This window comes from Pseudonocardia sp. Ae331_Ps2 (assembly GCF_001932405.1).
Lineage (GTDB): Bacteria > Actinomycetota > Actinomycetes > Mycobacteriales > Pseudonocardiaceae > Pseudonocardia.
On record NZ_MCIM01000001.1, the window covers coordinates 3,710,705 to 3,734,162 of the forward strand.

The 23,458-nt window shown below is 74.6% G+C and carries 18 protein-coding genes; 17 read left to right on the forward strand and 1 reads right to left on the reverse strand.

Going from position 1 to position 23,458, the window contains the following annotated elements:
• Nucleotides 1–32 precede the first annotated feature (32 nt).
• From kdpB to Ae331Ps2_RS17855, 4 genes are read left to right on the forward strand one after another with little or no spacing between them, the layout of a single operon-like run.
• The gene (kdpB, locus tag Ae331Ps2_RS17840; RefSeq protein ID WP_075312144.1) at nucleotides 33–2,123 is read left to right on the forward strand and encodes a potassium-transporting ATPase subunit KdpB; all 2,091 of its coding nucleotides are present in this window, start codon (nucleotides 33–35) and stop codon (nucleotides 2,121–2,123) included.
• Nucleotides 2,123–2,731: a potassium-transporting ATPase subunit C gene (locus tag Ae331Ps2_RS17845; protein ID WP_075307623.1), complete on the forward strand. Its 609-nt coding sequence runs from the start codon at nucleotides 2,123–2,125 to the stop codon at nucleotides 2,729–2,731. Before kdpB ends, Ae331Ps2_RS17845 begins: the two co-directional genes overlap by 1 nt.
• A gap of 23 nt (nucleotides 2,732–2,754) precedes the next feature.
• A complete protein-coding gene (locus Ae331Ps2_RS17850; RefSeq protein WP_283160284.1) occupies nucleotides 2,755–5,256 on the forward strand; it encodes a DUF4118 domain-containing protein in 2,502 nt (833 codons plus the stop codon).
• A complete protein-coding gene (locus Ae331Ps2_RS17855; RefSeq protein ID WP_043275999.1) occupies nucleotides 5,253–5,954 on the forward strand; it encodes a response regulator in 702 nt (233 codons plus the stop codon). Before Ae331Ps2_RS17850 ends, Ae331Ps2_RS17855 begins: the two co-directional genes overlap by 4 nt.
• Nucleotides 5,955–5,967: 13 nt before the next feature.
• Here Ae331Ps2_RS17855 and Ae331Ps2_RS32595 read toward each other — a convergent pair whose 3' ends face one another.
• On the reverse strand, nucleotides 5,968–6,774 hold the full coding sequence (locus Ae331Ps2_RS32595) for a CAP domain-containing protein (RefSeq protein WP_249265585.1): 807 nt from the start codon (nucleotides 6,772–6,774) through the stop codon (nucleotides 5,968–5,970).
• Nucleotides 6,775–6,795: 21 nt separating this feature from the next.
• Between Ae331Ps2_RS32595 and Ae331Ps2_RS17865 the strand changes: the two genes are divergently transcribed.
• The 13 genes from Ae331Ps2_RS17865 to Ae331Ps2_RS17920 all read left to right on the forward strand — a co-directional run bounded on the left by Ae331Ps2_RS17865 (nucleotide 6,796) and on the right by Ae331Ps2_RS17920 (nucleotide 23,439).
• Nucleotides 6,796–7,086, forward strand: a complete 291-nt coding sequence (locus tag Ae331Ps2_RS17865; protein WP_083695697.1) for an acylphosphatase — start codon at nucleotides 6,796–6,798, stop codon at nucleotides 7,084–7,086.
• 77 nt (nucleotides 7,087–7,163) lie between these two features.
• Nucleotides 7,164–7,580, forward strand: coding sequence for a VOC family protein (locus Ae331Ps2_RS17870; protein WP_075307615.1), 417 nt, complete (start codon nucleotides 7,164–7,166; stop codon nucleotides 7,578–7,580).
• A 48-nt stretch (nucleotides 7,581–7,628) separates the two neighbouring features.
• The gene (gene smc / locus Ae331Ps2_RS17875) at nucleotides 7,629–11,234 is read left to right on the forward strand and encodes a chromosome segregation protein SMC (RefSeq protein WP_075307613.1); all 3,606 of its coding nucleotides are present in this window, start codon (nucleotides 7,629–7,631) and stop codon (nucleotides 11,232–11,234) included.
• A gap of 56 nt (nucleotides 11,235–11,290) precedes the next feature.
• Nucleotides 11,291–13,054, forward strand: a complete 1,764-nt coding sequence (gene ftsY / locus Ae331Ps2_RS17880) for a signal recognition particle-docking protein FtsY (RefSeq protein ID WP_075307611.1) — start codon at nucleotides 11,291–11,293, stop codon at nucleotides 13,052–13,054.
• Between the two features lie 197 nt (nucleotides 13,055–13,251).
• Nucleotides 13,252–14,451 (forward strand): IS701 family transposase, encoded by a 1,200-nt coding sequence (locus Ae331Ps2_RS17885; protein WP_075311481.1) that lies wholly within the window; start codon nucleotides 13,252–13,254, stop codon nucleotides 14,449–14,451.
• The gene (locus tag Ae331Ps2_RS32095; RefSeq protein WP_170917006.1) at nucleotides 14,448–14,615 is read left to right on the forward strand and encodes a hypothetical protein; all 168 of its coding nucleotides are present in this window, start codon (nucleotides 14,448–14,450) and stop codon (nucleotides 14,613–14,615) included. The genes Ae331Ps2_RS17885 and Ae331Ps2_RS32095 overlap by 4 nt, the downstream gene beginning before the upstream one ends.
• A 116-nt stretch (nucleotides 14,616–14,731) precedes the next feature.
• Entirely contained in the window at nucleotides 14,732–16,057 is a 1,326-nt protein-coding gene (locus Ae331Ps2_RS17890; RefSeq protein ID WP_075307609.1) for an ammonium transporter, read from the forward strand.
• Nucleotides 16,058–16,060: 3 nt separating this feature from the next.
• Entirely contained in the window at nucleotides 16,061–16,399 is a 339-nt protein-coding gene (locus Ae331Ps2_RS17895) for a P-II family nitrogen regulator (protein WP_020624117.1), read from the forward strand.
• A 139-nt stretch (nucleotides 16,400–16,538) separates the two neighbouring features.
• A complete protein-coding gene (locus Ae331Ps2_RS17900) occupies nucleotides 16,539–18,935 on the forward strand; it encodes a [protein-PII] uridylyltransferase (RefSeq protein WP_075307607.1) in 2,397 nt (798 codons plus the stop codon).
• An 82-nt stretch (nucleotides 18,936–19,017) separates the two neighbouring features.
• A complete protein-coding gene (locus Ae331Ps2_RS17905; protein ID WP_083695699.1) occupies nucleotides 19,018–19,707 on the forward strand; it encodes an AAA family ATPase in 690 nt (229 codons plus the stop codon).
• A 10-nt stretch (nucleotides 19,708–19,717) separates the two neighbouring features.
• A complete protein-coding gene (gene ffh, locus Ae331Ps2_RS17910; RefSeq protein ID WP_075307605.1) occupies nucleotides 19,718–21,286 on the forward strand; it encodes a signal recognition particle protein in 1,569 nt (522 codons plus the stop codon).
• A gap of 15 nt (nucleotides 21,287–21,301) precedes the next feature.
• A complete protein-coding gene (locus Ae331Ps2_RS17915; protein ID WP_075307603.1) occupies nucleotides 21,302–22,420 on the forward strand; it encodes an amidohydrolase family protein in 1,119 nt (372 codons plus the stop codon).
• Entirely contained in the window at nucleotides 22,417–23,439 is a 1,023-nt protein-coding gene (locus Ae331Ps2_RS17920; protein ID WP_084786443.1) for a CPBP family intramembrane glutamic endopeptidase, read from the forward strand. Before Ae331Ps2_RS17915 ends, Ae331Ps2_RS17920 begins: the two co-directional genes overlap by 4 nt.
• Nucleotides 23,440–23,458 lie beyond the last annotated feature (19 nt).

The window sequence follows — 23,458 nt, forward strand, 5'->3', positions numbered from 1 at the left end:
CCCACCACCACCGTGCCGAGTCGGAGGAATCCGTGTCCGTGACGACCGAGCCGCAGGCGGCGCCGCAGAGCGCGGCGCCCGTCGCCGCCGGGGCGTTCGCGCCGCGCCAGCTCCTGGCCGCCCTGCCCGAGGCACTGCGCAAGCTCGACCCGCGCGTGCAGGCCCGCAACCCGGTCATGTTCGTCGTCTGGGTCGGGTCCGTGCTGGTCACGGTGCTCGCCGTCGCCGACCCGAGCGTGTTCGCGGTGCTCGTCGCGGTGTGGCTCTGGTTCACCGTGCTGTTCGCCAACCTCGCCGAGGCCGTCGCCGAGGGACGGGGCAAGGCCCAGGCCGCGTCGCTGCGCGCCACCCAGCGCGACACCGTCGCCCGCCGCCTGCTGGGCGCCGACCCGGCCGACCCGGCCGCGGCCGAGGAGCAGGTCCCCGGCGCCACGTTGACGCTCGGCGACCTGGTCGTCGTCGAGGCGGGGGAGACGATCCCCGGCGACGGCGACGTCGTCCACGGCATCGCCTCGGTCGACGAGTCCGCCATCACCGGCGAGTCCGCACCGGTCATCCGGGAGGCGGGCGGCGACCGCTGCGCCGTCACCGGCGGCACCACCGTGCTGTCGGACCGGATCGTCGTGCGGATCACGACGAAGCCGGGGGAGTCCTTCGTCGACCGGATGATCGCCCTGGTCGAGGGCGCCGCCCGGCAGAAGACCCCGAACGAGATCGCGCTGACCATCCTGTTGTCGGCGCTGACGATCATCTTCCTGCTCGCCGTGGTCGCGATCGCGCCGATGAGCGCCTACGCCGGCACCCAGGTGCCGCTGCTGGTGCTCACCGCGCTGCTGGTCTGCCTCATCCCGACCACCATCGGCGCGCTGTTGTCGGCGATCGGCATCGCCGGGATGGACCGGCTGGTGCAGCGCAACGTGCTCGCCACCTCCGGGCGCGCCGTCGAGGCCGCGGGCGACGTCGACACCCTGCTGCTCGACAAGACCGGCACGATCACCTTCGGCAACCGGCGCGCCACCGCGCTGCACCCGGTCGGCGGCACCGACCTCGACGAGCTGGCCCGCTCGGCGCGGCTGTCCAGCCTCGCCGACCAGACCCCCGAGGGACGCAGCATCGTCGAGCTCTGCGCCGCCGAGCACGGCCTGCCCCCCGAGGCCGACGCGACCGAGGCCGTCGCCGAGTTCGTGCCCTTCACCGCCCAGACCCGGATGTCGGGCATCGACCTGCCCGGCGGCGTCGTCCGCAAGGGCGCCGCGGCCGCGGTCCTCGACTGGGCCCACGCGGGCGACCGCGCCGAGGTGGACCGGCTGGTGGAGACCATCTCCGACGGCGGCGGCACCCCGCTGGTCGTCGCCAGGGCCTCCGGGCCGGCCGGCGCCGACGGGCGGGTGCTCGGCGTCATCGAGCTGTCCGACGTCGTGAAGCCCGGCATGGCCGAGCGGTTCGCCGAGCTGCGCGCGATGGGCATCCGCACCGTCATGGTCACCGGCGACAACCCGCGCACCGCGGCCGCGATCGCCGCGCAGGCCGGCGTCGACGACCACATCGCCGAGGCCACCCCGGAGGACAAGCTCGCCTACATCCGCCGCGAGCAGGAGGGGGGCCGGCTCGTCGCGATGACCGGTGACGGCACCAACGACGCGCCCGCGCTCGCCCAGGCCGACGTCGGCGTCGCCATGAACACCGGGACCTCCGCCGCCAAGGAGGCGGGGAACATGGTGGACCTGGACTCCGACCCGACCAAGCTCATCGAGATCGTCGAGATCGGCAAGCAGCTGCTGATCACCCGCGGCGCGCTGACGACGTTCTCCGTCGCCAACGACCTCGCGAAGTACTTCGCGATCCTGCCGGCGATGTTCGTCGCGCTGTACCCGTCGCTCGGACTGCTCAACGTGATGGGCCTGGCGACGCCGGAGTCCGCGATCCTGTCCGCGGTGATCTTCAACGCGCTCGTCATCGTCGCGCTGATCCCGCTGGCGCTGCGCGGGGTGCGGTACCGGCCGTCGTCGGCGGCGTCGCTGCTGCGGCGGAACCTGCTGATCTACGGCCTCGGCGGGGTCGTCACCCCGTTCGTCGGGATCTTCCTCATCGACCTGCTCGTCCGCTTCGTCCCGGGGATCTGATGCTCACCACCCTGCGCCGCCAGACCGCGACCGGTCTGCGCGTGCTCCTCGTCATGACCGTGCTGTGCGGCATCGTGTACCCGCTCGCGATCTGGGGGGTCGCCCGGATCCCCGGGCTGTCCACCGCCGCGGAGGGCTCGGTGCTGCCGGGCGGGACCGGCTCGTCGCTCATCGGGATCGACCCGGTCGCCGCCGACCCGGCCGCCGACCCGTACTTCCACACCCGGCCCTCGGCGACCGCGGAGGCCGACCTGGGTCTCGGCCCGGCCGACACCACGACCTCCGGGGCGTCCAACAAGGGCGGCTTCGACACCGGGCTGCTGGACACGGTCCAGCAGCGCCGCGCGGCGATCGCCGCCCGGGAGGGTGTCGCGCCCGCCGCCGTCCCCACCGACGCGGTGACCGCGTCCGCCTCCGGACTCGACCCCGACATCAGCCCGGCCTACGCCGTGCTCCAGGCACCGCGGGTCGCCCGGGTCACCGGGCTGTCGCTCGACCGGGTGGAACAGCTGGTCGCCGACGCGACCAGCGGCCGCACCCTCGGCTTCCTCGGCGAGCCCAGGGTGAACGTCACCGAACTCAACCTGTCCGTGCGGGACGCGCGGTAGTGGGGCGGGACCACAATGGCCGGGTGAGGGGAGAACTGCGCATCCATCTCGGTGCCGCACCCGGGGTCGGGAAGACCTTCGCCATGCTCGGCGAGGCCCACCGGCGGGTCGGCCGCGGTGCCGACGTGGTCGTCGGCGTCGTCGAGACCCACGGCCGCGAGCGCACCGCCGGGCTGCTCGAGGGACTGGAGGTGGTGCCGCGGCGCACCGTCCTGCACGGCGGGACCGAGCTGCACGAGATGGACGTCGACGCGGTGCTGGCCCGCCGCCCCCAGGTCGCACTGGTCGACGAGCTCGCCCACACCAACGCGCCCGGCTCGCGCAACGCCAAGCGCTGGCAGGACGTCGAGGAGCTGCTCGATGCCGGCATCGACGTCATCTCCACGGTCAACGTGCAGCACCTGGAGTCCCTCGGCGACGTCGTCGAGACCATCACCGGGGCCCGCCAACAGGAGACCGTCCCCGACGAGGTGGTCCGCCGCGCCGAGCAGATCGAGATCGTCGACATCACCCCGGAGGCGCTGCGCCGCAGGCTCGCGCACGGCAACGTCTACCCGCCCGAACGCGTCGACGCCGCCCTGGCGCACTACTTCCGGGTCCCCAACCTCGTCGCGCTGCGGGAGCTCGCGCTGCTGTGGATCGCCGACGAGGTGGACGTGGTGCTGCGCCGCTACCGCACCGAGCAGCAGGTGTCCGACGTGTGGGAGACCCGCGAGCGGGTGGTGGTCGCGCTGACCGGCGGCCGGGAGTCCGAGACCGTGCTCCGCCGCGCAGCGCGGATCGCGAAACGCTCCGGCGGCGCCGACCTGATGGCGGTGCACGTGCTGCGCGGCGACGGCCTCGCCGCCACCGGTGTCGGGGCCGCGGACCGGGTCCGGCGGATGGCCGAGGGGGTCGGCGCGAGCTTCCACACCGTCGTCGGGGAGTCCGTCGACGACGCCCTGCTCGACTTCGCCCGCGGGGCCAACGCCACCCAGCTGGTGCTGGGCACCTCCCGGCGCTCCCGGCTGGCCCGGGTGTTCGACCCCGGCATCGGGGCGCGGGTGGTGCAGGAGTCCGGACCGATCGACGTGCACATGGTCACCCACTCCGCCGCCGGGCGGGCCCTGCGCCTGCCGAGGCTGCGCAACGGGCTGCCGGCGGGGCGCCAGGCGCTCGGCTGGGCGACCGCCGTGCTCGCCCCGGCGGCGGCGACCGTGATCGGGATCGCGCTGACCGACTGGGTGGACCTGTCCACCGACGTCGTCCTCTACTTCCTCGCGACCGTGCTCGCCGCGCTGGCGGGCGGGCTCGGTCCGGCGCTGCTCGCCGCGCTGCTCGGTGGGCTGCTGCTGAACTTCTTCCTGTCCCCGCCGCTGTACTCGCTCGCGATCGCCAACCCCGGCAACGTCATCACCGTGTCCACGATGCTGCTGGTGGGGGTGCTGGTGGCGCTCGTCGTCGACCGGGCGGCCCGGCGCGCGGAGCAGGCGGTGCGGGCCAGGGCCGAGGCGGCGCTGCTGGCGTCGTTCGCGCGGACCGTGCTGACCCGGTCCGACCCGCTGCCGCGGCTGCTGGACCGGGTCCGCGAGACCTGGGCACTGCAGTCGGTGGCCCTGCTCGAGCAGGGCGAGGACCGGGTGTGGCGCCGGGTGGCGTGCACCGGCGACGCCGGGGCGTGCGACCGGCCGGAGAAGGCCGACGTGGACGTCGTCGTCGACGAGGGTCTGCACCTGGTCGGGACCGGCCGGGCCCTGCCCGCGGCCGACCGCAGGCTGCTGGAGGTCGTCGGCGGGCAGGCGCTGCTGGCGCTGCGCGGGCAGCGTGCCGAGGCGGGCGCCGCCGACGCCGAGCGCCGCGCGGCCGCCAACGAGACCCGGGGAGCGCTGCTCTCCGCCGTCGGACACGACCTGCGCAGTCCGCTGACCTCGATCAAGGCCGCCGCGGGCAGCCTGCGCGACGAGCACCTCCCGCTCGGGCCCGACGACCGCGCCGAGCTGCTGGCGACCGTCGAGGAGTCCGCGGACCGGCTCACCGGCCTGGTGGACAACCTGCTCGACTCCTCCCGGCTCGCCGCGGGCGCGGTGACCCCGCTGCTCGCCCCGGTCGGCTACGACGAGGTGGCCGCGACCGCGCTGCTCGGTCTGGAGGGCGCCGACCGGGTCCGGGTCGAGATCGACGAGGACCTGCCCGACGTGCTCGCCGACGCGGGCCTGCTCGACCGGGTGCTCGCCAACGTCGTCGACAACGCGCTGCGGCACGGCGGGACGGAGGTGGTCCTGCGCGCCAGCGCCTACTCCGACCGGGTCGAGCTGCGCGTCGTCGACCGGGGCCGCGGTGTCGCCCCGCGCGAACGCGACGCGCTGTTCGCCGCCTTCCAGCGCCTCGGTGACCGCGACGCGACGTCCGGGCTCGGCCTGGGCCTGTCGGTGGCGCAGGGGCTGACCGTGGTGATGGGCGGCGAGCTGACCGCGGAGGACACCCCGGGCGGCGGACTCACCGTGGTCGTCTCGCTGCCCGCCGCGCCGGTGGGGGCGGCCCGATGAGCGGGGGCGGGAACGGGGTGCGGGTGCTGGTCGTCGACGACGACCCGCAGATCCTGCGGGCCCTGCGGATCAACCTCACCGCGCACGGCTACACGGTGCTCGTCGCCGCGGACGGCTCGGCGGCGCTGCGGGTGGCCGCGGACGGGCACCCGGACGTCGTCGTGCTCGACCTGGGGCTGCCCGACCTCGACGGCACCGAGGTCGTCGAGGGGCTGCGCGGCTGGAGCACGGTGCCGGTGATCGTGCTGTCCGCGCGCACCGACTCCACCGACAAGGTGCGGGCGCTCGACGCCGGCGCCGACGACTACGTCACCAAGCCGTTCGGGATGGCCGAGCTGCTGGCCCGGCTGCGGGCCGCCGTGCGCCGCGCCGCGGTGTCGTCCGTCGACGGCGAGGCCGTGGTGACCACCGCGGACTTCACCGTCGACCTGGCGGCCAAGACGGTCGTGCGCGCCGACGGCGCCGAGGTGCACCTGACCCCGACCGAATGGGGGATCCTGGAGCTGCTGGTGCGCCACCGCGGGAAGCTCGTCGAGCAGAAGCGGCTGCTGCGCGAGGTCTGGGGGCCGCAGTACGGCACCGAGACCCACTACCTGCGGGTCTACCTCGCCCAGCTGCGGCGCAAGCTGGAGCCGGTGCCGTCGCGGCCGAAGTACCTGATCACCGAGGCGGGGATGGGGTACCGGTTCGACGGCTGAGGCGGCGTGTCCCTCAGCGGCCGAAGTCCTGGGTCCAGTAGCCGTCGGCCAGCCCGACGCCGATCGTGGTCAGGGAGCAGTCGAGGATGTTCTTCCGGTGCCCGGGGGACTCCATCCAGTCCGCGACCACGGTCGCGGCGTCCGGCTGTCCCATCGCGATGTTCTCCGCGCCGGGGGAGGGGTAGCCCGCCGCGGTGATGCGGTCGGCGAAGTCGCGCCCGTCGCGGCTGTCGTGGGCGAAGTAGCCCTGGGCCGCCATGTCCTCGCTGTGGCCCTGGGCGGCCGCGCTGATCCGCGGGTCGGCCCGCAGCGCGCCGCATCCCGCGGCGGCCCGCTCGGCGTTGGTGAGCGCGACGACCCGGGCGAGCTCGCCGGACAGCCCGGCCACGACACCCGTCGCCGCCGGGGCAGCCGGGCGGGCCGCGGGGGCCTGACCGGCGGCGGGGCCGGTCGTCCTCGCGGCGGCCGCGGTGGCGGCGGCCTCGTGCGCGGCGAGCGCGTCGAGTGCGGTGCGGACGGAGGAGCCCGGGGCGGCCGGGGCCGCGGCGAGCGCGCCGCGGACGAGCGCGGCGCCGTCGACGGGGGCGCCGTCGACCGCGGGGCGCGCACCGGTGCCGGTCGGGGCCGTCGTCGCGTACGCGGCACCGACCGCCCGGAGGGGCACGGTGTCGGACGCCCGTCCACCGGCCCGTTCGGCGTCGGTCCAGCCCGCCGCGGTGAGCGCCGGTGCGGCGAGCGGGGCGGCCATGGCCAGCACGGCGCCGGCCCCCACCCCGCCGAGCACGGCGCTCGTGGCGCGCGGTGTGCGTCGTCGGGTCACGGCCGGTAACGTATCAGCACTGTGAGTGGCAACACAGATTCGACCGTTCGGCTGATCGCATGGGTCCAGGGGGAGGTACAGGGCGTCGGTTTCCGCTGGTGGACGCGGTCGCGGGCGCTCGAGCTCGGCCTCGTCGGCCAGGCCCGCAACCTGTCCGACGGCCGGGTCGCGGTGACCGCGGAGGGTGACCGCGCCTCCTGCGAGCGCCTGCTGGAGCTGCTGCGCGACGGGGACACCCCGGGGCGGGTGACGTCGGTGTCGGAGCAGTGGGCTGAGCCGTCCGGCGCATTCTCCGGGTTCGTCGAGGCCTGACCGCTCAGTTCTGTCGGTGCCGGGGTCTACACCTGTGTCCACACCGAAGCCGCCGACACCGATCCCCGGAGGTCCCGATGCCCGTCCAGATGACCCCGTACCTGCACTTCGACGGCCGTGCGCGCGAGGCGATGGAGTTCTACCGCTCCGTGCTGGGAGGGGAGCTGCAGATCATGACCTTCGGTGACATGGGGGCCGAGGGCCCCGTCCCGCCGCCGGACGGCGTGATGCACTCCTACCTCGGCACCCCCGACGGGTTCGCCCTGATGGCGTCCGACGGTGACCCGCAGCGCCCGACCGGGGCGCCCTCGGGCATCTCGGTCAGCCTCTCCGGCGACGAACCGGAGAAGCTGCGCGGCTTCTTCGCCGGGCTCGCCGAGGGCGGCGTCGTCGGCGTCCCGATGGAGAAGCAGACGTGGGGCGACGAGTTCGGCCAGCTCACCGACCGGTTCGGGGTCCGCTGGCTGGTCAACGCCTCGGCACCGGCCGCCTGAGGTCCCCCGCTACCCTGTGGACCCCCGCGCACCTGGAGATCCCCGCCCGTGCACCTGAAGACGCTGACGATGAAGGGCTTCAAGTCCTTCGCCTCGGCCACCACGCTGCGCCTGGAACCGGGGATCACCTGCGTCGTCGGGCCGAACGGCTCGGGCAAGTCCAACGTCGTCGACGCGATCAGCTGGGTGCTCGGCGAGCAGGGCGCCAAGGCGCTGCGCGGCGGCAAGATGGAGGACGTGATCTTCGCCGGCACGTCCGGCCGCGCGGCGCTGGGCCGTGCCGAGGTCACCCTCACCATCGACAACTCCGACGGCGCCCTGCCGATCGACTACTCCGAGGTCTCGGTGACCCGGCGGATGTTCCGCGACGGCGCCGGCGAGTACGAGATCAACGGCTCCCGTGCCCGGCTGCTCGACGTGCAGGAGCTGCTCAGCGACTCCGGCATCGGCAGGGAGATGCACGTCATCGTCGGGCAGGGCCAGCTCGACGGGGTGCTGCAGTCCAAGCCGGAGGACCGCCGCTCCTACATCGAGGAGGCGGCCGGGGTCCTCAAGCACCGCAAGCGCAAGGAGAAGGCGCTCCGCAAGCTCGACGCGATGCAGGCCAACCTCACCCGGCTCACCGACCTCACCGCCGAGCTGCGCCGCCAGCTCAAACCGCTGGGCCGGCAGGCCGAGATCGCCCGCCGCGCCCAGGCCGTGCAGACCGAGCTGCGCGACGCCCGGCTCCGCCTGGCCGCCGACGACTACGTGACCCTGTCCGAGGAGACCCAGCGCGAGGAGGCGTCCCAGGAGCAGGCCCGGCGTCGCCGCGCCGAGGTCGAGGAGCAGCTCGACGTCGCCCGCGAGCGCCAGGAGGAGCTGGAGACCGCGCTCGCCGCGGACGCGCCGCGGCTGCAGCTCGCGCAGGACACCTGGTACCAGCTCTCCGCGCTGGCCGAGCGGCTGCGCGGCACCGTCCGCCTCGCCGAGGAACGCGTCCGCCACCTCACGTCCTCGGCCGAGGCCGGGCGCACCCCCGGCCGGGACCCGGACGAGGCCGAGGCCGAGGCCGACGCGATCGCCGAGCAGGAGGAGGAGCTGGTCGCCGCCGTCGCCGAGGCCCGGCGCCGGCTCGACGAGGTCGTCACCGAGAAGGCCGAGCGCGAGCGGACCCTCGCCGCCGCCGAACGCGAGCACCTGGCCGCCGTGCGCGCCATCGCCGACCGTCGTGCCGGGATCGCCACCCTCGCCGGGAAGGCCGACGCGCTGCGCTCCGGCGTCGCCGCGACCGCCGAGGAGATCGAGCGGCTGTCCGAGGCGCTCGCCGAGGCGGGCGCCCGCACCGCCGAGGCCGAGGCCGAGCTGGAGACCGCGCGGGAGTCCCTCGGCGTCTCCGGGGACGCGGCCGACACCGACGCGCTGGCCACGCGGGTCGAGCAGGCCGAGGCCGCGCACCGCAGCGCCGCCGAGCGGGTCGCCGAGCTGGTCGCCGCCGAACGCGACGCCGAGCAGCGTCGCGCGCACTGGCGGGCCCGGGTCGAGGCCCTTCAGGTCGGCCTGGTCCGCCGTGACGGCACCGGCGCCCTGCTGGACTCCGGCGCCGACGGCGTGCTCGGCGCCGTCGCCGAGCTCGTCGAGGTCGAGCCGTCCGGTCGGGCGGCGGTCGCCGCGGCGCTGGGCGAGCTCGCCGAGGGCGTCGCCGTCGCCTCCGTGGTGTCCGCGGCCGACGCGCTGCGGTCCCTGCGCCGTGGCGACGCCGGCCGGGCCGCGCTGCTCGTCGGCGCCGGGTCCGCCGGGGCCGACCGCTCCGCCGGGCGGGTGCCGGTCCCGGTCCCCGATGGCGACCCGCCCGCCGGGCGCTGGGCGGCCGCGCTGGTCACCGCACCGCCCGCGCTCGCCCCGGCGCTGGGGGAGCTGCTGGCCGGGGTGGTCGTCGTCGACGGTCTGGACGCCGCGGCCACCGCCGTGGGGGCCCGGCCGGGGCTGACCGCGGTCACGACCGAAGGGGACCTGCTCACCGCACACGCCGCGCGCGGAGGCACCGGCGCCGGGGAGGGCGCGCTGCAGCTGCAGGCCGCCGTCGACGACGCGCTGGCCGCACGCGACGCCGTCGACGCCGAGCTGGAGTCGCTGCGCCCCACCCTCGACGGTGCCCGCGCCGAGGAGGCCGCCCGCGGCACCGACCTGACCGCGGCCCGCGCCGCGGTCGCCGACGCCGACCGTCGCCGCGCGGCCGCCGCCGCCCAGCTCGGGCGGCTCGAACAGGTCGTCACCTCGGCCCGCGCCGAGGCCCAGCGGCTGCGCGAGCGCCGCGACACCGTGGAGCGGCGGCGGTCGGACTCGCTGATCGAGCTGGAGGCCGCCGAGCACCAGCTGTCGCTGGCCTCCGACGCCCCGGTCGACGACGAGCCCGACACCGAGCTGCGCGACGAGGCCGCCGAGCGCGTGGAGGAGGTCCGCTCCGAGGAGGTCGAGTGCCGTCTCGCGCTGCGCACGGCCGAGGAGCGGGCCCGCGCCATCGCCGGGCGCGCGGAGACCCTGCGCCGCCAGGCGCACGGCGAGCGCGTCGCCCGGTCCCGGGCCGCCGCCGCGGCCGCCGAACGGGAGCGGGCCTCGGAGGTCGCCCGGCTCGTCGTCGACGCCGGGCACGTCGCCGCCGAGCGGATCGAACGCTCGCTGGCCGCCGCGGCCGCGGAGCGCGACGAGATCCAGGCCGCCCGCGCCGAACGGGAGCGCGCACACGCCGAGGCCCGCGACACCACCACGAAGCTGACCGCGCTGCTGGAGAAGCTCACCGACGCCGTCCACCGCGACGAGATGGTGCGCCAGCAGACCCGGATGCGGCTGGAGCAGCTGACCGAGAAGATCCTCGGCGACCACGGCATCGGCGTCGACGACCTCGTCGCCGAGTACGGGCCCGAGGTCCCGGTGCCGCCGTCGGCCGACGAGACCGCCGAGTACGAGGCCGCCCGCGAGCGCGGCGAGCAGGTGTCCGCGCCGCCGCCGGTCCCGTTCGACCGGCCCACCCAGGAACGCCGCCTCAAGCGAGCGGAGAAGGACCTGTCGCTGCTCGGCAAGGTCAACCCGCTCGCGCTGGAGGAGTTCGCGGCGCTGGAGGAGCGCTACAAGTTCCTGTCCACCCAGCTCGAGGACCTCAAGAACACCCGGCGTGACCTGCTCACCGTCGTCCGCGAGGTCGACGACAAGATCCTCGAGGTCTTCACCACCGCCTACCACGACGTCGCCGCCGAGTTCGAGACCGTGTTCGCGACGCTGTTCCCCGGTGGCGACGGCCGGCTCGTGCTCACCGACCCCGACGACATGCTCACCACCGGCATCGAGGTCGAGGCCCGCCCGCCCGGCAAGAAGGTCAAGCGGCTGTCGCTGCTGTCCGGTGGGGAGCGCTCGCTCACCGCGATGGCGCTGCTCGTCGCGATCTTCCGGGCCCGTCCCTCGCCGTTCTACGTGCTCGACGAGATCGAGGCGGCCCTCGACGACGTCAACCTGCGCCGGCTCATCTCGCTGATGGAGGAGCTGCGCACGACCAGCCAGCTCATCGTCATCACCCACCAGAAGCCGACGATGGAGGTCGCCGACGCCCTCTACGGCGTCTCCATGCGCGGCGACGGCATCACCCAGGTCATCTCCCAGCGCCTGCGACCCGCCTCCTGACCTGCTGACCGGCCCGTCCTGCGCGGCGCGTCGGCCGGGCGTGGCAGGGTGGCGTCGTGACCACGCAGACCCTCTGGATCGTCGTCGCGATCGTCGTGGCGGTGTTGCTGATCGCCGTCGTCGCAGGGCTGGTGATCGCCCGCCGACGGCGCATCAGCCTGCGGTCCGACGAGCAGCAGCGCGAGCTCGGGACCGGTACCGACGAGCCACCGCGCGCCGGCGGCGGCTACCAGGCCGGGAGCGGGTTCGCCTTCTCCTCCGGGACGGCCACCGCACCCGAGCGGCCGCGCGCCCCCGGCGACGACGCACCGACCGCCGCCACCCCGACCGCCACCCCGTCCGCCCCGGCGTCGCCCGCCGACGCCGCCGCCGACGCGCCGACGGCCGCCACACCGACCACCACCCCGTCCGCCCCGGAGGCCCCCGCCGAGGCCGCCGACGCGCCCACCGCCGACGAGGTCCGCACCCCGCCCGGTGGCACCCCCGTCGTCGACGGCGCCACCGAGGCCCGCACGCCGCCCCGCGGCGTCCCGGTCAGCACCGCACCGCCGGTCCCGTCGACCGCGCCCCCCAGCAGCCCGCCCGTCCCGACCGAGCAGACCGGGACCGTCACCGGCACCCCGGACGCCCGCGTCATCGACACGGCCGAGGCCAGCAAGGACCCGGCCACCCGGCAGCTCCGCCGCCCCGAGGGCCCCGCCGGGACCGCCGGGACCGACGCACCCGCGGCGAGCGCGCCCACCCAGCCGGTCGCCCGCCCGGAGGCCGCGCCCCCGCCGGCAGCACCCACCGCGCCGACTGTGCCGTCCGCGCTGACCGAGCCGTCTGCACCGACCGAGCCGGTCGCGCGCCCGGGGACGCCGGACACGCAGGCCCCCGGCACCCCCACCGAGGAGATCGCCCCGGCCGAGGGTCGGATCGGCCGGCTGCGCGGCAGGCTGTCCCGGTCGCGCTCCGGGCTCGGCCAGAGCCTTCTGGGCCTGCTCGGCGCGGGTGACCTCGACGAGGAGTCGTGGGAGGACGTCGAGGCCACCCTGCTGCAGGCCGACCTGGGGCCCGAGACGACCGCCGAGATCGTCGACGCGCTGCGCGAGCAGATCGCCACCCGTGGTGTCCGCACCGCCGAGCAGGCCCGCGCCGCCCTGCGTGACGTGCTCGTCGAGGCCCTCGGCACCGGCCAGGACCGCTCCGTGCACGCCCTGCCGCACGACGGGCGCCCCGCGGTGCTGCTGATCGTCGGGGTCAACGGCACCGGCAAGACCACCACCACCGGCAAGCTGGCCCGGGTGCTGGTCGCCGGGGGGCATCGGGTGACCCTGGGTGCGGCCGACACCTTCCGGGCCGCCGCCGCCGAGCAGCTCGTCACCTGGGGCGAGCGCTCCGGGGCGGGCGTCGTCCGCGGGCCCGAGGGCGCCGACCCGGCCTCGGTCGCCTTCGACGCCGTCACGCGCGGCACCGACGACGGCGTCGACGCCGTCCTGCTCGACACCGCCGGCCGGCTGCACACCAAGACCGGGCTGATGGACGAGCTCGGCAAGGTCAAGCGCGTCGTCGAGAAGCAGGCCCGGGTCGACGAGGTCCTGCTCGTCCTCGACGCCACCACCGGCCAGAACGGGCTGACCCAGGCCCGGGTGTTCGGCGAGGTCGTCGACGTCACCGGGGTGGTGCTCACCAAGCTCGACGGCACGGCCAAGGGCGGCATCGTGTTCCGCGTCCAGCGCGAGCTGGGCGTGCCGGTCAAGCTCGTCGGGCTCGGTGAGGGCCCCGACGACCTGGCCCCGTTCGAGCCCGCCGCGTTCGTCGAGGCACTGCTCGACTGAGGTCGTGGCGCGGGTCGCCCTCCCGGACGACCCGCGCCGTGCGCCACGTCACGAACCGGACCATTCGGATGACCTTCGGTCCTCCGGATCCGGTTGAGTAACGCAACCGTCATCTTGCTCGGCGCCCTGTTAATACTGCAACGGCAGTTCGGCGTGTGGTGAGAGGCTGACGGCCGTTCGGCGGTGATGATCACCGCGTGGTTGATCTTGCCGGGTGGGTGGCCTCGTTGGACGCGGTGGTGGAGCTGATCTCTGGCCGTTTCCGCAGGGTCGAGCCGCGCCGGCGGGTCGGAACCTACCTGCGAGGCCTGCTCGCGGGGCTCGAGCGGAAGAACGGCTGGACCCTCGCCGAACACGCCGGGGCGATGTCGCCGGACGGGATGCAGCGGCTGCTGCGCACCGCGGACTGGGACGTCGACGGGGTCCGCGACGACCTGCGCGGCTACGTCCTGCAACATCTCACCGACACCGCGTCGGGGGTGTTCATCGTGGACGAGACCGGGTTCATCAAGAAGGGCCTGCGTTCGGCCGGGGTGCAGCGCCAGTACACCGGCACCAGCGGGAAGATCGACAACTGTCAGCTCGGTGTGTTCCTGGCCTACGCCTCGAAGCGGGGGCGGGCGTTGATCGACCGGGAGCTCTACCTGCCGACCTCGTGGACCGAGGACCGCGAACGCTGCGAGCGCGCGGATGTCCCCGATGACGTCGAGTTCGCCACGAAACCGCAGCTGGGGACGGCGATGCTGGCCCGCACGTACGCCGCTGGGGCACTCACGTCCGGGTCGTGGGTGACCGCGGACGAGGTCTACGGGCAGAACCCGGGCTTTCGCGACTGGCTCACCGAGCGGGAGATCCCGTTCGTGTTGGCCACCCGCAATGACGACATGCTCACCAGCCCGGACGGGAATCGTCGCCCGGCCAAGGCCCTGGCCACGATCGCCGGGGCGCGTGATCTCGACACCGGGCACGACGGGTGGGAGCGCCGCGCGATCGGGCCGGGCGCGCACGGGATGCGGGTCTATGACTGGACCGCGGTTGCGCTGGCCATCGACGGCCTCCCGGCGGGTTGGGGGCACTGGCTGCTGGTGCGCCGCCAGACCGAGCCCGCAGAGGGCAAGACCATCCGTGAGCTGGCGTTCTACCGCTGCGCCGCCCCGGCGAACACGCCGCTGCGCGACCTCGTTCGAGTCGCCGGGGCGCGGTGGGCGATTGAGGAATGCTTCCAGACCGCGAAGAACGAGGCCGGCCTCGACCACTACCAAGTCCGCTCCTACCGAGCCTGGCACGCCCACATCACCCTGGCCATGCTCACCGCGGCCTACCTCGCCGTCACCCGCGCCGCCGAACACGCACGCGAGGCCGAAAAGGGGGATCCTCAGCCAGCCGGCGCGCATTGATTCAGCTGTCGGGCAACGAGATCCGCCGTCTCCTCGCCGCGCTCGCCTTCACCCCGCTCACCTGCATCGACCACGTCATGCACTGGTCGACCTGGCGCCGTGAACGCCAACAACAGGCCCGCGACTGCCACTACCGCCGACGCGGCGAACGACCCCCGAGCTGATCAACTGCCGTTGCAGTATTAACCGGTGCGAAACGGACAGGCGTCGAATGCGAAACACGCGATCATCATTCTTCCTCCCCAGTCGGACTAACGACAGACGTGGGAGGGACTAACCCGTGGAAGGCCTCAACAGCGGTGATACCGCCTGGCTCCTGACGAGCGCAGCACTCGTCATGCTCATGACTCCGGGGGTGGCGCTGTTCTACGGCGGCCAGGCCCGGTCCAAGAGCGTGCTCAACATGTTCATGATGTGCTTCAGCGCCCTGGGCGTCGTCGGTGTGCTGTGGATCCTCTACGGCTACTCGACGGTCTTCGGCACCGAGCTCGTCGGCGGCGGTCTGCTGGGCAACCCGGCCGAGTACTTCGGGCTCACCGCGCTGCTGCCCGACGACGAGGCCACCGAGACCTACCCGGCGCTGGCCTTCGTCAGCTTCCAGGGCATGTTCGCCATCCTCACCGTCGCCCTGATCGCCGGTGCTGCGGCGGACCGCATGAAGTTCGGCGCCTGGGTGCTGTTCTCCGGTCTCTGGGCCACGCTGGTCTACTTCCCCGTCGCCCACTGGGTCTTCGACCTGGAGCAGGGCTGGATCCCGGTCATCCTCGGCGCGAAGGACTTCGCCGGTGGCACCGCGGTCCACATCAACGCCGGTATCGCCGCCCTCGTGCTCTGCATCGTCCTGGGCAAGCGCCGCGGCTGGCCGCGTGAGGCCATGCGCCCGCACAACCTGACCATGGTCATGCTCGGTGCCGGCGTCCTCTGGTTCGGCTGGTTCGGCTTCAACGCCGGTTCGGCCACCTCGGCCGGCTGGGCCGCGGGCTACGCGTTCGTCAACTCCCTCGCCGCCACCGCCGCCGCCATCCTCGGCTGGCTGCTGGTCGAGAAGATCCGCTACGGCAAGGCCACCTCGCTGGGTGCCGCGTCGGGCATCGTGGCCGGTCTGGTCGCCATCACCCCGGCCTGTGCCTCGGTCTCCCCGCTCGGCGCGCTGGCCATCGGTGCCATCGCTGGTGCCCTCTGCGCCTGGGCCGTCGGCCTCAAGTACAAGCTGGGCTACGACGACTCCTTCGACGTCGTCGGCGTGCACTTCTTCGGTGGTCTCTGGGGCACCCTGGCCATCGGGTTCTTCGCCACCGACGTCGCCCCCGACGCCGTCAACGGCCTGTTCTACGGCGGCGGATTCACCCAGCTGGGCCTGCAGGCGGTCGCCGCGCTCGCCGTCATCGCCTACACCGCGATCGTCACCACGATCATCGTCTTCATCGTCAAGTTCACCATCGGCCTCCGGATCGACGACGAGGTCGAGCAGAGCGGCATCGACGAGGGCGAGCACGCCGAGACCGGCTACGAGTTCTCCGGCCTGCGCGGCGGCAGCGGCATCGGCTCCTCGCCGAAGCCCGCCACCGAGGCGAAGGCCACCCCCGCCGCGAAGCAGGAGGTCTGATCCGTGAAGCTCGTGACCGCCATCGTCAAGCCGTTCGTCCTCGAGGACGTCAAGGGCGCCCTGGAGCAGATCGGCGTGCTCGGTCTGACCATCAGCGAGGTCCAGGGCTACGGCCGCCAGAAGGGCCACACCGAGGTCTACCGGGGCGCGGAGTACTCGGTCGACTTCGTGCCGAAGGTCCGCGTCGAGGTCGTGGTCGACGACACGCTGCAGGACAAGGTCGTCGACGCGGTCGTCGAGGCCGCCCGCACCGGCAAGATCGGTGACGGCAAGGTCTGGGTGACCCCGGTCGAGACCGTGGTCCGCGTCCGCACCGGGGAACGCGGCGCCGACGCCATCTGATCGACGAACTCCTCGCGACGGCCCGTCGCGCTCCCTTCCCGGAGTGCGGCGGGCCGTCCGCCGTCCAGGCTCGAAACGGACATCACGACATGTATGCGGTCGACTACTCGAACGAACAGGAAGCGGGTGGCGCAGGGCGATGACGGTCCTGGGGTCGGGCGAAGCGGCGGACCTGGTCAAGGCGAAAGCGGTCCTCCTGGAATCCAACGGCCGGCACCACCACGGTCCGGAGGCGTTACGGGCCGCGCTGGTCGACCTGCACGACTTCTGGCTCTCCTCCCGGCGCGCAGCACTCGGGGTCGGCGGTGAGGGGAGCGGGACGGCGCTGGCGGCCGTCGGCGCGCTCGGCCGGCGCGAGCTCTGCCCCTGGTCCGATCTCGACCTCGTGCTCCTGCACGACGGCCGGACCGACGTCGACACGCTCGCCGAGAAGCTCTGGTACCCGCTCTGGGACGCCGGGATCGGCCTCGACCACTCGGTGCGCACGCCCGGCCAGGCCGTCCAGGTCGCGGCGACCGACCTGCGGGCGGCCTTCGGGCTGCTGGAGCTGCGGCACGTCGCCGGGGACGCGGCGCTCACCGGCAAGGTCCGCGACGCCGTCCGCACGGCCTGGCGGGCGGGGATGCGCAGCCGCTTCGACGAGATCGTCGACACCACCACCGACCGCTGGCAGCGCAACGGCGACGTCGCCCACCGCGTCGAGCCGGACCTGAAGAACGGCCACGGCGGCCTGCGGGACGTTCAGCTGCTCGACGCACTGGCCACCGCCCAGCTCGTCGACCGGCCGGGGGCCGACGTCGTCGCCGCCCGGTCGCTGCTGCTGGACGTGCGCACCGAGCTGCACCGGCTGTCCGGGCGGGCCCGCGACGTCCTGCGGGCCCAGGAGGCCGACGAGATCGCCGCGACCCTGGACGTCGGTGACCGTTTCGACCTGGCCCGCGCCCTGTCCGGAGCGGCCCGCGCGGTCGCCTTCGCGACCGAGGTCGGGCTGCGCCAGGCCCGCAACGCGTTGCCCCGCCGGGGACTCGCCGCGCTCCGCCGCGCGCCGGTGCGCCGGCCGCTGGACTCCGGCGTCGTCGAGCACGCGGGGGAGGTCGGGCTCGCCCGCGACGCGTCGGCGACGAAGGACCCGGCCCTGGTCCTGCGGGTCGCCGCCACCGCCGCCCGCACCGGGCTGCCGATCTCGGCGGGCACCCTGTCCCGGCTCGCCGACACCGCCCCCGAGCTGCGCGCGCCGTGGCCGCGGACCGCGCTGGCCGAGCTGCTCGCCCTGCTCGGGACCGGCAAGGCGGCCGTCGCGGTGATCGAGTCGCTGGACCGCACCGGGCTGTGGGGACGGCTGTTCCCCGAGTGGGGCGCGGTCCGTGACCTGCCGCCGCGGGACCGCACGCACGTCTGGACGGTCGACCGTCACCTCGTCGAGGTCTGCGCCGAGGCCGCCCGGCTCACCACCCGGGTGGCACGCCCGGACCTGTTGCTGGTCGGGGCGCTCCTGCACGACATCGGCAAGGGCCGCGGCGGCGACCACTCGGTGGTGGGGGAGTCGCTGGTCGGCCAGATCGGCGAGCGGCTCGGTCTGCGCGAGGGTGACCTCGTGCTGCTGGCGGCGATGGTGCGCCACCACCTGCTGCTGCCGCACACCGCGACCCGTCGCGACCCGGAGGACCCGGCGACGGTGTCGCGGGTGCTGGACACGCTGCGCGAGGCGGTCGCCCCCGGCGGCCGGGGCGACGCCGACGTGGCGCTGCTCGTCGAGCTGCTCGACGCCCTGGCCGAGGCCGACTCGCTGGGCACCGGGCCCGGTGTCTGGACCCCGTGGCGGCGGACCCTGATCCACGGGCTGGCCGGGCGCTGCCTGTCCGCGCTCGACGGCCGTCCGTTCGTCGAGCCCGGTCCGCCGGATCCGGCGCACCACGAGATGGTCGAGGCCGTGGCGGAGGGGGGACCGCAGGTCCGTTTCACCGGCGACGGCGACGTCTCCTCGGTCACCGTCGCGCTGCCCGACGGGCGGGGGGTGCTCTCGGCCGTCGCCGGGGTGCTGGCCCTGCACTCGCTGCAGGTGCACACCGCCGACGTGACCGTGTCCGACGGGGTGACGGTCGAGACGTTCGCGGTGACCCCGCGGTTCGGCGGTCTGCCCGACCCGGCGCTGGTCCGCTCGGACCTGACGCGGGTGCGTGCCGGAACCCTGGACCTGGCGCAGGCGCTGGCGCGCAAGGAGCGCGACTACGCGCCGTCGACGCCGGAGGTGGAACGGACCGCCCCGCCCCGGGTGCTGTGGTTCGACGACGAGGCCACCGGGGCGGTCGTGCTGGAGCTGCGCGGCACCGACCGCATCGGGCTGCTCCACCACGTCACCGCCGCGCTCGAACGGGCCGGGGTGGACCTCGTCTGGGCCCGGGTCGAGACGCTCGGCGCCTCGGTCGTCGACTCCTTCGGCATCGGCGGGTCCCCGGACGGGGCGGCCCGCGCCGCCATCGAGTCCGCGGTCCTCACGGTCGCCGCCGGGCAGGGCGAGGCCCACACGGGCACGTGACGCAGCACGGTGCGGCGCGGCGCGGTGCGGCGCGGCGCGGTGCGAACGGAACGATTCGGGCGACCTGACCGTTTCACCACACATGACCACCGCCCGTGCCGTGCCGACCGGCGCCGTCCCGCCGACCCGCGCCACCGAGCACCGCCCCGCCGACCCCGGTCCGCCCGGCGGCCCCGGCGCGGCGCCGCGCGTCGGCCCGGTGGCCGGCACCCCGTCCGACGACGATCCGGCGGCGCCGCTGGTCGTCGTGCTGCCGGGGCGGTCGCTGCTGCTGGTCGCGGGCCTGCCGGGAGCGGGGAAGTCCACCCTGCTCGCCGGGCTCGACGCGCCGGCGGACACCCGGGTCCTCGACTCGGGGGCCACCCGGGCCACGCTGGCGCGGCTGCTCCCGGCCGCGACGCCGTACCCGGCGTACCGGTGGCTGACCCACCTGGCCCACCGCGCGTCGGTGGTAACGGCGGTGCTCGGGCCCGCGGGCACCGTCGTCGTCCACCTGCCCGCGACCTCGCCGCGGGTACGGGCCGCGGTGCGGGCACTGGCCAGGCTCGGCCGCCGCGCGCCGCACCTGCTGTGGCTCGACACCACCCCCGACCAGGCACTCGACGGCCAGCACGCCCGGGGACGGGTGGTCCGCTCGCGCCCGTTCGCGACGCACGCGCGGCGTGCCCGCGACACCGTCGACGCCCTGCGGGCGGGCACCGAGACCGGCTGGTCCTCGGTCCGCCGCACCGATCGCTCCGGTGCCCGTGGGGGACTGGCACTGGCCAAGTAGGCTGGTAAGGGTGTTCGACTCCCTCTCCGAGCGGCTCGGATCCACGCTGCGCGACCTGCGCGGCAAGGGCCGGCTCTCCGACGCCGACATCGACGCCACCGCGCGCGAGATCCGGATCGCGCTGCTGGAGGCGGACGTCGCCCTGCCGGTGGTCCGCGGTTTCATCGCGCGGATCAAGGAGCGGGCCAAGGGGACGGAGGTCTCCCAGGCCCTGAACCCGGCCCAGCAGGTCGTCAAGATCGTCAACGAGGAGCTCGTCGCGATCCTCGGCGGCGAGACGCGGCGGCTGAACCTGGCCAAGGAACCGCCGACGGTCATCATGCTGGCCGGTCTGCAGGGCGCCGGGAAGACGACCCTGGCCGGCAAGCTCGCCCGCTGGCTCCGGGGCCAGGGCCACACCCCGCTGCTCGTGGCGTGCGACCTGCAGCGTCCCAACGCGGTGAACCAGCTGCAGATCGTCGGCGAGCGCGCCGGCGTCCCGACCTACGCACCGCACCCCGGTGCCACCGGGTCCGGTGAGCTCCCCGAGGGCCCCGGCGACCCGGTCGGCGTCGCCCGCGACGGCATCGCGCACGCCCGTGAGAAGCAGTACGACGTGGTCATCGTCGACACGGCGGGCCGCCTCGGTGTCGACGAGGAGCTGATGCGCCAGGCGTCCGACATCCGGGACGCGGTACAGCCCGACGAGGTCCTGTTCGTCGTCGACGCGATGATCGGTCAGGACGCCGTGGCCACGGCCGAGGCGTTCCGCGACGGCGTCGGCTTCACCGGTGTCGTGCTGACCAAGCTCGACGGCGACGCCCGCGGTGGAGCCGCGCTGAGCGTCCGCGAGGTCACCGGCCAGCCGATCCTCTTCGCCTCCAACGGCGAGAAGCTCGAGGACTTCGACGTCTTCCACCCCGACCGGATGTCCTCGCGCATCCTCGGGATGGGCGACCTGCTCACCCTCATCGAGCAGGCCGAGCAGGTCTTCGACGCCGAGCAGTCCGCGGCCGCCGCGGCGAAGATCAGCTCCGGTGAGCTGTCCCTGGAGGACTTCCTCCAGCAGATGCTGCAGCTGCGCAAGATGGGGCCGATCGGCAACATCCTGAACATGCTCCCGGGGATGAACTCCGGGCAGGCGAAGGCCGCGCTGGAGCAGGTCGACGACCGTCAGATCGACCGCCTGCAGGCCATCATCCGTGGCATGACCCCCGCCGAGCGGGCGGACCCCAAGATCATCAACGCGTCGCGCCGCCAGCGCATCGCGAACGGGTCCGGTGTCTCCGTCTCCGACGTGAACGACCTGGTCAACCGCTTCTTCGAGGCCCGCAAGATGATGAAGCAGATGGCCGGCCAGTTCGGCTTCGGCGGTGGCGGGCGCAGCGCGACCAAGAAGGTCCCGAAGAACCCGCGCAAGGCTCGCCAGGCGAAGAAGGGCCGGCGCAGCGGCAACCCCGCGAACCGCGCGGCCGCCGGCGCGCCGGACCTGTCGAACCTGCCGCCGAGCCTCCAGCAGCTCCCGCCCGGGCTGGGCAACCTCGACCAGCTGCCGCCCGGGTTCGACCCGTCGAAGCTGAACTTCGGCAAGAAGAAGTAGCTAGGGTCGCCACCCATGACCGATCTCCCGGCCGTGGGGTGGCGGCTCCGCGGGACGCTGCTGGGCCCCGACGGTGCCGCGGGCACCGACCTGTACGTCGACGGCACCGGGCGGATCAGCCCGGAGCCGCTGCCCGGCGCCCAGGACCTGGTCACCGACGGCTGGATCGTCCCCGGTCTGGTCGACGCGCACTGCCACGTCGGGCTCGGGCCGAACGGCCCGGTCACCGACCTGGAGGAGTGCGCGGCCCAGGCACGCACCGACCGCGACGCGGGCACCCTGCTGCTGCGCGACTGCGGGTCCCCGGTCGACACCTCGCCGCTGCAGGCCCGCGACGACCTGCCCGAGATCATCCGCGCCGGGCGGCACGTCGCCCGCCCCAAGCGCTACATCCCCGGCCTCGCCGCCGAGCTCGACGACCCGCGCCTGCTGGTCGACGAGGTCCGGACCCAGGCGGCCCGCGGCGACGGCTGGGTGAAGCTCGTGGGGGACTGGATCGACCGTTCGGCGGGCCCCGACGACGCCGACCTCGCCCCGCTCTGGCCGGACGAGGTACTGGCCGAGGCGATCACCGCGGCCCACGGGGCCGGCGCCCGCGTCACCGCGCACGTCTTCGGCACCGAGGCGCTGCCCGGGCTGATCTGGGCCGGGATCGACTGCATCGAGCACGGCACCGGGCTCTCCGACGAGCTCATCGACGAGATGGCCGCCCGTGGCACCGCCCTGGTGCCGACGCTGATCAACGTCGAGACCTTCCCCGGCATCGCCGAGAAGGCGACGAAGTATCCCCGCTACGCCGGCCACATGCGTGACCTGCACACCCACGCCTGGGAGACCGTCGGCCGCGCGATCGAGGCCGGGGTCCCGGTCTACGCGGGCACCGACGCCGGCGGCGGCATCCGGCACGGCCGGATCGCCGACGAGATCGCCGAGCTCGCCCGGGCCGGGCACCCGGACCCGATCGGGGCGGCGAGCTGGGCGGCGCGGTCCTGGCTGGGCCGCCCGGCCGGCCCGACGCCCGGTGCGCCTGCCGACCTGGTCGTGTACGACCGTGACCCGCGGGGGGATCTCGGCGTGCTGCGGGCCCCGTCGGTGGTCCTGATCCGCGGACGTCGGGTATCAACGGGGGCATGAGCAGTTCGCCCGGTTCGCCGCGGGGATCACGCGGAGCCTCCGCCGACGACCCGGACGGCTCGAGCCCGTCCGGGGCCGCGGCACCGTCGCCCGCCGGATCGTCGCCCGCCGGATCGTCGTCGCCCGCCGGACCGCCGCCCGCCGGGTGGCCGGGCGGGCCCGGGCCGAACGGTGCAGGCGGGCCCGGCCCGTACGGCCCGGGTGGGTCGACGCCGTACGGACCGGGTGGCCCGGCGCCCTGGGGGCCGGGTGGACCCGGGCAGCACGGCCCGGGCGCGCCGTACGGTCCGCCGCCGCGGCGCGGGCTGTTCGGGATCGAGCCGTCCCCGCCCCCGCCGCGCCCGTTCCGCGGGCTGCTCGCGTTCCTCGTGGTCGAGATCGTGTTCCTCGGCTCGTCGTTCCTGCTGGCCGTGGGCCTGGGGGAGGTCGACTCGGCACAGGAGGTCCTGCTCGCGATCGTCGTCCCGACGATCCTGGCCGCGCTCACCTGCGTCGTCTGGACCCGGGTGTTCGGCAGCGGTCCCGTCGCCGACCTGGGCCTGCAGTTCCGCTGGGAGGACGTCGGCATCGGGCTGCTGATCGGCGTCGCCGGGCTGTTCGTGACGATCCCCGCCGCGCTGGCCTACCTCTACCTGGTCGGCCCGGACCTCACGACCTCGGTCGGCGTCGCCTTCGAGGGCATCCGCACGACGTGGCCGGTCGCGCTGGCCGTGATGGTCGGCGTCGTCGTGATCGCGCCGGTCTGCGAGGAGATCGTCTACCGCGGCCTGCTGTGGAACGCCGTCGCCCACTGGATCGGCAACCGCTGGGTCGTGTTCGTGCTGACCACGGCGGTGTTCGCCCTGGCCCACCTGGAGTTCCTGCGTGCGCCGCTGCTGTTCGTCGTCGCGCTGCCGTTGGGGATCGCACGGCTGCTGACCGGCCGCGTCACCGCCGGGATCGTGGCGCACGCGGTCAACAACTTCCTGCCAGGGCTGGCCCTGGCCCTCATGCTGGTCGGGGCCTTTCCCGCGGTCTGAACGACGTCTGGCAGAATGG

Coding starts and splice junctions, on each gene's coding strand:
- Ae331Ps2_RS17845 (WP_075307623.1), top strand. CDS start 2,123: ATGCTCACCACCCTGCGCCGCCAGACCGCGACCGGTCTGCGCGTGCTC.
- Ae331Ps2_RS17855 (WP_043275999.1), top strand. CDS start 5,253: ATGAGCGGGGGCGGGAACGGGGTGCGGGTGCTGGTCGTCGACGACGAC.
- Ae331Ps2_RS17870 (WP_075307615.1), top strand. CDS start 7,164: ATGCCCGTCCAGATGACCCCGTACCTGCACTTCGACGGCCGTGCGCGC.
- Ae331Ps2_RS17900 (WP_075307607.1), top strand. CDS start 16,539: ATGACGGTCCTGGGGTCGGGCGAAGCGGCGGACCTGGTCAAGGCGAAA.
- Ae331Ps2_RS17905 (WP_083695699.1), top strand. CDS start 19,018: ATGACCACCGCCCGTGCCGTGCCGACCGGCGCCGTCCCGCCGACCCGC.
- Ae331Ps2_RS17915 (WP_075307603.1), top strand. CDS start 21,302: ATGACCGATCTCCCGGCCGTGGGGTGGCGGCTCCGCGGGACGCTGCTG.
- Ae331Ps2_RS17920 (WP_084786443.1), top strand. CDS start 22,417: ATGAGCAGTTCGCCCGGTTCGCCGCGGGGATCACGCGGAGCCTCCGCC.